Raw genomic sequence first — 2,562 nt, 5'->3', positions numbered from 1 at the left:
CTTCGGCGTTGTAAGGTTAAGCCTCACGGTTCATTAGTATCGGTTAGCTCAACGTATCGCTACGCTTACACACCCGACCTATCAACGTCGTCGTCTTCAACGTTCCTTCAGGACCCTTAAAGGGTCAGGGAGAACTCATCTCGGGGCAAGTTTCGTGCTTAGATGCTTTCAGCACTTATCTCTTCCGCATTTAGCTACCGGGCAATGCCATTGGCATGACAACCCGAACACCAGTGATGCGTCCACTCCGGTCCTCTCGTACTAGGAGCAGCCCCCCTCAATTCTCCAGCGCCCACGGCAGATAGGGACCGAACTGTCTCACGACGTTCTAAACCCAGCTCGCGTACCACTTTAAATGGCGAACAGCCATACCCTTGGGACCTACTTCAGCCCCAGGATGTGATGAGCCGACATCGAGGTGCCAAACACCGCCGTCGATATGAACTCTTGGGCGGTATCAGCCTGTTATCCCCGGAGTACCTTTTATCCGTTGAGCGATGGCCCTTCCATTCAGAACCACCGGATCACTAAGACCTGCTTTCGCACCTGCTCGAGCCGTCACTCTCGCAGTCAAGCTAGCTTATGCCTTTGCACTAACCTCCTGATGTCCGACCAGGATTAGCTAACCTTCGTGCTCCTCCGTTACTCTTTAGGAGGAGACCGCCCCAGTCAAACTACCCACCAGACACTGTCCGCAACCCGGATTACGGGTCTACGTTAGAACACCAGCCATTAAAGGGTGGTATTTCAAGGTTGGCTCCATGCAGACTGGCGTCCACACTTCAAAGCCTCCCACCTATCCTACACATCAAGGACCAGTGTTCAGTGTCAAGCTATAGTAAAGGTTCACGGGGTCTTTCCGTCTTGCCGCGGGTACACTGCATCTTCACAGCGAGTTCAATTTCACTGAGTCTCGGGTGGAGACAGCCTGGCCATCATTACGCCATTCGTGCAGGTCGGAACTTACCCGACAAGGAATTTCGCTACCTTAGGACCGTTATAGTTACGGCCGCCGTTTACCGGGGCTTCGATCAAGAGCTTCTCCTTACGGATAACCCCATCAATTAACCTTCCGGCACCGGGCAGGCGTCACACCGTATACGTCCACTTTCGTGTTTGCACAGTGCTGTGTTTTTAATAAACAGTTGCAGCCAGCTGGTATCTTCGACTGATTTCAGCTCCATGAGTAAATCACTTCACTTACATATCAGCGTGCCTTCTCCCGAAGTTACGGCACCATTTTGCCTAGTTCCTTCACCCGAGTTCTCTCAAGCGCCTTGGTATTCTCTACCTGACCACCTGTGTCGGTTTGGGGTACGATTTCGTGTTACCTGATGCTTAGAGGCTTTTCCTGGAAGCAGGGCATTTGTTACTTCAGCACCGTAGTGCCTCGTCATCACACCTCAGCGTTAACAAGATTCCGGATTTACCTGGAATCTCCGCCTACATGCTTAAACCGGGACAACCGTCGCCCGGCTAACATAGCCTTCTCCGTCCCCCCCTCGCAGTAACACCAAGTACAGGAATATTAACCTGTTTCCCATCGACTACGCCTTTCGGCCTCGCCTTAGGGGTCGACTCACCCTGCCCCGATTAACGTTGGACAGGAACCCTTGGTCTTCCGGCGTGCGGGTTTTTCACCCGCATTATCGTTACTTATGTCAGCATTCGCACTTCTGATACCTCCAGCATGCCTCACAGCACACCTTCAACGGCTTACAGAACGCTCCCCTACCCAACAACACATAGTGTCGCTGCCGCAGCTTCGGTGCATGGTTTAGCCCCGTTACATCTTCCGCGCAGGCCGACTCGACCAGTGAGCTATTACGCTTTCTTTAAATGATGGCTGCTTCTAAGCCAACATCCTGGCTGTCTGTGCCTTCCCACATCGTTTCCCACTTAACCATGACTTTGGGACCTTAGCTGGCGGTCTGGGTTGTTTCCCTCTTCACGACGGACGTTAGCACCCGCCGTGTGTCTCCCGTGATAACATTCTTCGGTATTCGCAGTTTGCATCGGGTTGGTAAGTCGGGATGACCCCCTAGCCGAAACAGTGCTCTACCCCCGAAGATGAGTTCACGAGGCGCTACCTAAATAGCTTTCGGGGAGAACCAGCTATCTCCCGGTTTGATTGGCCTTTCACCCCCAGCCACAAGTCATCCGCTAATTTTTCAACATTAGTCGGTTCGGTCCTCCAGTTAGTGTTACCCAACCTTCAACCTGCCCATGGCTAGATCACCGGGTTTCGGGTCTATACCCTGCAACTTAACGCCCAGTTAAGACTCGGTTTCCCTTCGGCTCCCCTATTCGGTTAACCTTGCTACAGAATATAAGTCGCTGACCCATTATACAAAAGGTACGCAGTCACCCCATAAAGAGGCTCCCACTGCTTGTACGTACACGGTTTCAGGTTCTTTTTCACTCCCCTCGCCGGGGTTCTTTTCGCCTTTCCCTCACGGTACTGGTTCACTATCGGTCAGTCAGGAGTATTTAGCCTTGGAGGATGGTCCCCCCATATTCAGACAGGATACCACGTGTCCCGCCCTACTCTTCGAGTTCACA

Annotated in this window: 1 rRNA gene; it reads right to left on the bottom strand. The window is 52.5% G+C overall.

From position 1 onward, the window contains the following. Positions 1-12: 12 nt before the first annotated feature. Positions 13-2,562, bottom strand: a 23S ribosomal RNA gene (locus OGV75_RS18830); the annotation flags it as partial.

This window comes from Citrobacter sp. Cb028 (assembly GCF_030336705.1).
In the GTDB taxonomy this organism is placed as follows: Bacteria; Pseudomonadota; Gammaproteobacteria; order Enterobacterales; family Enterobacteriaceae; genus Citrobacter; species Citrobacter braakii.
Note: the sequence above shows the minus strand (reverse complement) of the source record. Positions and strands in the feature narration are given on the sequence as shown.